The following is a 7,305-nucleotide window of genomic DNA, read 5'->3' as shown; positions in this document are numbered from 1 at the left end:
TGTGAGGAAAAACCACGATGTCGCGCAACGGCAGGACAGCGTAACTTTGGGACTTGAGATTTGTCATATGTGTACCTTCGCTCGCGGCAGCGCGACAAGGTCCCGACCATCGGCAACCCGGCCTGCTCCGCCTTTGGATGTGTTAATCTGTGGTCACACACCGAAGGTTTCAAGTTCGGCGCTGGACAAGCAGTGTGAACCGCCGCGCGGGCGTCCACAAGACCGATTGCGATGGATGGGTAACGGTGACCTTGCGGCTCTGGTCAGTTAAGGACCGCGGCGCCGCCGATATCGTCCTGGGCCGGGCGCGGGCCGGGGTTAAGGGCTGCGAGTAGGACGCGGGCCTCCCGGAGGTTCAAAGTGGGAAGCGCGTCGGGGCGGGTCAGCATGTCCTCCTCGCCGAGGATGTCGAGCACTGCCATGAGAGATGCCCTCGCCTCGGACGAGAGGGCTTCGACCATCCGCCGGGCGGGCTGAAAGCTTTCGGCCGGCAAGCCGTTTGCGACCAGTATGTCGTGGTTTTCCAGAAGAATGTGGTGGTAGACCACGTCTTCTGGAGGCTCGGGCGAGGTTGCGAAGGGCTTTGGCAAGTGCCGGGCAATCACAAAGGCACGGTCGACGCCGAACAGAATCTCGCAATGCGGGCCCTCGATCACAATTCGGTGCTGGGGCGAGACGACAAGCTCGCGGTCCGGCAATCCCGGCCCGAAGGCGTGGGCGTTGAGGTGGACCGGGCGAAGGCGCTGTTCGCTTGCTGCGCGCTCGCGGCTGTAGCGGGACCTTCCGATCCAGGCGATGGTCACGCTGCGGCCGTCTTCGGTCAACACTGCGTCACCGGGGCAAAGGTCCTGAACCGGGCGGCGGCCGCTGGGGGTGGCGATCTCGGTCCCTTGGGCAAAACAGAACGGCGGCGGGTCGAAGTCGAGGTTGCTTAGCGGGATCGCGCCGCTGCCGATGCCATTCATCTGCGCTTCGGTTGCGGGCGGCTGCCCAAGCACGATGACGTACTCGCGAAGCTGTCCGCCGACAACAACCTGGATTATCGCAACGTCCCGCCCCTGCAGGGCCAATGGCACCGTATTGCTGTTGACACCGGTCGGCAGCGTTCCAGTCAGGGTGACCGTGAAGTTGTAGGCAACCCCGCCAATGATGACCTGGGTGTCCGGGTCCGGTTGGCCGCCGTTGTATTCCAGCGAAAGATCGCCAGCACCGTTGTTGTCGGTAAAGGTGATTTGTGACGCCGGTTGGCCGTTCGGGCCGCTGGTCCCGATCGGGTTCAGTTCATTGTTGTTGGCGGTCGTCGAGTCGCGACGCGCCCAAAGCGAGAAGGTTGCCATGGCTATGCTGTCCCAATGCAGCCTTCAGGCCGCGTTGCGCACAGGCGTAACGCGGGAGAAATGAACCCAGGATGAACCGAGACAGGGTGCGAAAAATAAATTCACATATGTTGACGTGTTACCAGCAATCATAAGTTGCAGGGGTTGATCGCGGCGCTCTTGTCGTCTGGCATTGCTGCAAATTGTCCCCATCCGAGCACCCGGTTTCCGGTTGGAATGCACCAATGTCCTCTGGCCTGATGGCTGGCGGACGGCGACGAAGAGCATTCGGAAGGTAAACCGCACTTCCCAGGGTAACGCCATCGGTGCAACCATAGCGGCGGTCTAACGAATGGAGACGTAGCCTATGCCCGTCGTCTTGCGCCTGCTTGCGCTGTGTCTGCCGCTGGCCTTGGCATCCCCGGTGGCAGCGCAGGAGAGAAGTGCGCGGTTTCTGCAGCTGATGTCGTATCTGCCTGATCCCGTGATCGCCAACCGGTCAGAACTGGCGCCGGAGTATGTCGATTTCGATGCGGCTGCCGCTGCGATGGCGGCGCTGGTTGCGACGGGTGCGGGCGATGTGCCTGCCGATGGGCGGCGCAGCCTTGGCGGGCCGCTGGCGAAAGCGCCGGAAGGGGGAGACTGGTCAGGCAAGGTCGGGTTTTCGCGAGCCGATGTCCAGGCTGCCGTCGGGATAGACGATCCTGGGAACCGAGGCATGATTCTGCTCCTGCCGTCCGAGGTGATCCCACAGATCGGGCCGTCACTGCTGGCGAACGGGTATGTTTTCGACGATGGAAAGGTGTTTCCGGTCTACTGGCGGGGCGAAGAAGACCTGATGGAATACATGGACTATCGCAGCCCGGATGATCCCTTTACCTACCCGCTGCCAAAGTCCTCTCGCATCGCGCTGGATGGCAGCATTCTCATGCAGTCCACCACCTGGCCGGGGTTGGAAGCGATGTTCGCAAGTCCCGAGGTGAACCCGGTTCTGGCGGCCTTCGGCCGCGTGCTTGATCTGCCGGACTGGGGGCAAAGGCAGCTTCTGCATGCCACGATCTTCTCCAATCCGACGGAATTCGCGCCGGCGTTTCGCGTCGGGTCGGACCTTAACCTGGTCAACCTCCCGCCCGGTGGCGTGCCATACTGGAGCAATCTGCTGCTGGCCGATCTGAGCGACGGAGCCAATGATCTGACGCTGATCGTCCTAGTCTATTCGGCCAAAAGCGATGCCGAGCAGGCGGCAGCCGCGATGGAGGCAGGGCTTGGCGCGATGGTGCTTCCGTCATTCGGCGATAAGGCGCTGGGTGATCTGATCGGCCCGGGCCGGGCGATGGTGACCGGTGAGGGGCCTTACGCGGCTGTCTATGCTGTGGAAACCAAGCCGGAGGTCCGGAAGCCGCGGATGGTGCGGAACCAAGGCTACCACGTGCTTCGGAACGCGGCTTTTTCGCGGGAACTTTCGCTGCTTGGGCCTCTCATGCCGTGATGACATCAGACCGGTTCGATGTCGCCTGCCTTGCGGGTGGCGTGGAACTCGGCAACGAAGGCGGCCAGCCTGGTGGCGGCGATCGCGTCACGCAAGCCCTGCATAAGCACCTGATAGTAATGCAGGTTGTGCCAGGTCAGGAGCATCGACCCGATGATCTCATCCGCTTTCACCACATGGTGGAGGTAGGCGCGGGAGTAGCTGCGGCAGGCGGGGCAGTTGCAGGTTTCGTCCAAGGGACGGGGGTCGTCCTTGTGCCGGGCGTTTCGCAGGTTCACCTGGCCGCGCGGGGTCCAGGCCTGGCCGGTGCGGCCTGAGCGGCTTGGCAAGACGCAGTCCATCATGTCGATGCCGCGTTCCACCGCGCCGACGATGTCGTCGGGCTTGCCCACGCCCATCAGGTAGCGGGGCCGATCCTCAGGCAGGAAGCCCGACGCGTAGTCGAGGACGCCGAACATCGCCTCTTGCCCCTCGCCCACTGCAAGACCACCTATGGCATAGCCGTCAAAGCCGATTTCCTTTAGTTTCGAGGCGCTTTCCTCACGAAGTTCGCGCGTGACGCCGCCCTGCATTATCCCGAAGAGCGCGTGGCCCGGCCGATCCCCGAACGCATCGCGCGACCGCTGCGCCCACCGCATCGAGAGGCGCATCGCGCGGGCGACCTCTTCGTCCGTCGCGGGCAGTGCCGGGCATTCGTCGAAGGCCATCACGATGTCCGACCCCAGAAGCGCCTGGATTTCCATGCTCCTCTCAGGCGTCAGCATGTGCTTCGAGCCGTCGAGATGCGAGGCGAAGCGCACCCCTTCCTCGGTCAGCTTGCGCAATGGCCCAAGCGACATGACCTGGAACCCGCCGCTGTCGGTCAGGATCGGCCGCTCCCAGTTCATGAAGCGGTGGAGGCCGCCGAGGGCCGCGATCCGCTCGGCCCCAGGGCGCAACATGAGGTGATAGGTGTTGCCGAGAAGGATGTCGGCCCCCGTCGCGCGCACGCTTTCGGGCAGCATCGCCTTGACTGTGGCCGCGGTGCCGACCGGCATGAAGGCGGGCGTCCTGATCTCGCCCCGAGGGGTCGAAATCACGCCCGTCCGCGCGGCCCCGTCGGTTGCCGAAATCGTGAAGCCGAAGCCGGTCGCCATGGTGTTTGCCCCCTTGTCTGCCGCTCCTTTGGGCTAATTCCTGCAAAAAGCCAAGCATCCGCTGTGCTGCAGCATGATTGCCCTTGACGTTTACGCTACGTCGACTATTTGCGTGAATGAACGTTCATTCCCAGGCGACTCATCTTATGTCCACCCTTCCCTTCCCCAATCCCGGCGCCGAGCTGCGCAGCCACGAGATCCTGGCGTCGATCCGTCAGGCTTTCGCGGAAAAGGGTTTCGACGGCGCCTCGATGCAGGACCTTGCGCGCGCCGCGGGCATGAGTGTGGGCAACTTCTACCGCTATTTCCCATCGAAGTCGGCCATCGTGCAGTCGATGTGCAACTACGATCTTGCTGAGATTCAGGGCGATTTCGCCGAAATCGAGCAGGCGGATGATCCGATGCTGGCGCTCCGCCACCGCATTCTGGGCCACTTCACCGAAGAGGCGATGAAGGATGGCCAGCTTTGGGCAGAAATCACCGCCGCTTCGATACGCAAGCCCGAAATCGGTGCGGCCTCGCTTCAGATGGAAGACACGATCGTTACTCTTTTGGCAACGATCTTTGCCCGCGTGACCCATCGCAGTGTCGAGGAAGCGCGGCTTCGCTATGAAGGCCAAAGCCAGATGCTGGTCATGCTGGTGAAGGCAATGGCAATCCGTACCGCCCAATGCGGCCCCGCCAACCCGGCGCTGGCTACCCAGATCGTGACCGTGATGGACCGCATCCTGAACGAAATCTCCAATGACAGAGCAGAAGGCTGACACCGACATGCGCCCGATCCTGATCCTTGCCACCCTGCTGTCCCTCGCCGCTCCCGCGGTGCCTGCGTTTGCCGAAGAGGCGGCGGCAGCCGAGACGACGACACCGTCCCTTCCGGCCATCACGGTGACCGAAGTGACCAAACAGATGCTTTCCGACCGGATCATCGCCTCGGGCCTGGTCGCGGCAGTCGAAGAGGTGCAGGTGGCACCCCTGATCGAGGGTCAGCCCCTTGAGGCGCTGTTGGTCGATGTGGGCGACGTCGTGACCGAGGGTCAGGTGCTTGCGGTTCTGTCGAAGACGACGCTTGAACTGCAGAAGACCGAAGCCGAAGCCTCTCTCGCTTCCGCCAAGTCAGCCATCGCCCAAGCGGAGGCCCAGCGGATCGAGGCGGAGTCGGCGCGGGCAGAGGCCCAGCGTGCGATCGACAGGACGACCAAGCTGAAGGAGACCGGCACCGCGTCGCAAGCCACCTGGGATACGGCGAACGCAGCGTCGGTTTCGGCGAATGCCCGTGCGATGGTAGCAACCCAGGCGCTGGAATCGGCCCGGGCGCAGCTTGCGCTGGCCGAAGCGCGGCTGGAAAACGTCGAGCTGCAGCTGAACCGGACCGAGGTCAAGGCCCCGGTGGCGGGCAAAGTCGTGGCCCGGAACGCGAAGATCGGGGCGATTGCCACGGCGGCGGGTGATCCGATGTTCGTCATCAACCGCGATGCGGCGCTTGAGCTTCGTGCCGACATCGCCGAATCCGACCTCCTCCGGCTTGAGCCTGGTCAGAAGGCCAGGCTTCGGGCCGTCGGTATGGCCGACATGTTTGACGGCACGCTTCGTCTGGTCGAGCCGACCATCGACCCGACCACCCGGCTTGGCCGGGCCCGGATCACCGTAGATGCGACCGAGTCTCTGCGCTCGGGCATGTTCGTCGAAGCTGAAATTCTGGTCGCCGAACGCGAGGGTCTTGCCGTTCCGGTCACCGCCATCGGCTCGTCGCCCGAAGGCAACACGGTGATGCGGGTCAAGGACGGTGTGGCCGAGCGGGTTGTGGTCAGCCTTGGTATCCGCGACGGCGGCATGGTCGAGATCACCCAGGGCCTGACCGACGGCGATCTGGTGGTCAGCAGGGCGGGCGCCTTCGTCCGCGCGGGCGACCGGATCAACCCGGTGCTTGCAACCGACACGACGAACTGAGGTGCTGCGATGAACTTCTCGGCCTGGTCGATCCGCAACCCCGTCGCGCCGCTGCTGGCGTTCTTCCTGTTCATGGTGCTTGGCTGGCAAAGCTTCAACAGCCTGCCGATCACCAAGTTCCCGAATATCGACGTCCCCCTCGTCGCGGTCAGCGTGAGCCAGTCCGGCGCGGCCCCGGCCGAGATGGAGACCCAGGTCACCAAGGAGATCGAGGATGCCGTGGCCGGGATTACCGGCGCGAAGCGGGTGACCTCGACGGTAACCGACGGGCTGTCGACCACGGTCATCGAATTCCGCATGGAAGTTCCGACCGACAAGGCGGTGCAGGATGTGAAGGACGCCGTCGACCAGATCCGCGGCGATCTGCCCAGCGGGATCGAGGCGCCCATCGTCACGCGGATCGACGTCGAAGGCCAGGCGATCATGACCTTCTCGGTCACCGCCCCCGACATGACGATGGAAGAGATCAGCTGGTTCGTCGACGACACCGTGACCCGGGCGCTGCAAGGCAAGCCCGGTATCGGCCGTGTGACCCGCATCGGCGGCGCGGACCGCGAAATCCGCGTCGAGCTCGACCCGGTCAAGCTTGACAGCTACGGCGTCACTGCCCAGGCCGTCAGCGCGCAGATCGCCGCCACCAACACGAACCTTGGCGCGGGCAAGATCAGCCTCGGGTCGGGCGAGCAGGTCATCCGGACCCTCGGCGACAGCGGTACGGTCGAGACGCTGGCCGAGACGACCATCGCCCTGCCATCGGGCCGCTTTGTCAGGCTGGCCGATCTGGGCCAGGTCATCGACAGCTACGAAGAGCTGAAAAGCTTCACCCGCATCGATGGCGAACCGGGGGTGAGCTTCCTGGTCTTCCGCTCGAAAGGCGCGTCCGAGGTCAGCGTGGCCGAGGTCACGAATGAGGTGGTCGACGATCTGCGCAAGCAGAACCCGAATGTCGCGATCACCATGATCGACGATTCCGTCTTCTACACCTACGGCAACTACGAGGCCGCGATCCATACGCTTCTGGAAGGCGCGCTTCTGGCGATCCTGGTGGTGCTTGCGTTCCTGAAGAACTGGCGCGCGACGCTGATTTCCGCCGTCGCCCTGCCCCTCTCGGCCGTGCCCACTTTCTGGGTGATGGAGATGCTTGGCTTCTCGCTGAACCTGGTCAGCTTCCTGGCCCTTACGCTGGCCACCGGCATCCTTGTCGACGACGCGATCGTGGAGATCGAGAACATCGCCCGACACATACGCATGGGCAAGACCCCCTACCGCGCCGCGATCGAGGCTGCCGACGAAATCGGCCTGGCGGTGATTGCCACAACCTTCACCATCGTCGCGGTCTTCGTCCCGGTGTCTTTCATGCCCGGCATTCCGGGCCAGTACTTCATACAATTCGGCCTTACGGTGGCCGTGGCGG

6 protein-coding genes are annotated in these 7,305 nt (G+C 63.7%); 4 read left to right on the top strand and 2 right to left on the bottom strand.

Features of this window, described 5'->3' with window-relative positions:
- Window positions 1–263: 263 nt before the first annotated feature.
- Window positions 264–1,337 (bottom strand): Hint domain-containing protein, encoded by a 1,074-nt coding sequence (locus tag ACRCSW_RS12435; protein WP_438705511.1) that lies wholly within the window; start codon window positions 1,335–1,337, stop codon window positions 264–266.
- 346 nt (window positions 1,338–1,683) lie between these two features.
- Between ACRCSW_RS12435 and ACRCSW_RS12430 the strand changes: the two genes are divergently transcribed.
- Window positions 1,684–2,805 (top strand): hypothetical protein, encoded by a 1,122-nt coding sequence (locus ACRCSW_RS12430; protein WP_438705510.1) that lies wholly within the window; start codon window positions 1,684–1,686, stop codon window positions 2,803–2,805.
- Window positions 2,806–2,810: 5 nt separating this feature from the next.
- Here the strand turns inward: ACRCSW_RS12430 and tgt are convergent, their stop codons facing one another.
- Complete coding sequence (tgt, locus tag ACRCSW_RS12425; RefSeq protein ID WP_438705509.1) at window positions 2,811–3,941, bottom strand: tRNA guanosine(34) transglycosylase Tgt; 1,131 nt, start codon at window positions 3,939–3,941, stop codon at window positions 2,811–2,813.
- 146 nt (window positions 3,942–4,087) lie between these two features.
- Between tgt and ACRCSW_RS12420 the strand changes: the two genes are divergently transcribed.
- The 3 genes from ACRCSW_RS12420 to ACRCSW_RS12410 form a co-directional block, all read left to right on the top strand.
- Window positions 4,088–4,705, top strand: a complete 618-nt coding sequence (locus ACRCSW_RS12420; RefSeq protein ID WP_438705507.1) for a TetR/AcrR family transcriptional regulator — start codon at window positions 4,088–4,090, stop codon at window positions 4,703–4,705.
- Window positions 4,686–5,891 carry an efflux RND transporter periplasmic adaptor subunit gene (locus ACRCSW_RS12415; RefSeq protein ID WP_438705506.1) on the top strand — a complete coding sequence of 402 codons (1,206 nt, stop codon included), beginning with the start codon at window positions 4,686–4,688 and terminating at the stop codon, window positions 5,889–5,891. The genes ACRCSW_RS12420 and ACRCSW_RS12415 overlap by 20 nt, the downstream gene beginning before the upstream one ends.
- Window positions 5,892–5,900: 9 nt before the next feature.
- Window positions 5,901–7,305: efflux RND transporter permease subunit (locus ACRCSW_RS12410; RefSeq protein WP_438705504.1), on the top strand; the 1,405-nt coding region annotated here is incomplete at its 3' end.

The organism is Tabrizicola sp. (assembly GCF_051645465.1).
Taxonomy (GTDB): Bacteria; Pseudomonadota; Alphaproteobacteria; order Rhodobacterales; family Rhodobacteraceae; genus Tabrizicola.
The sequence above is the reverse complement of the archived record's forward strand: the minus strand, read 5'-3'. Positions and strand labels throughout refer to the sequence as shown.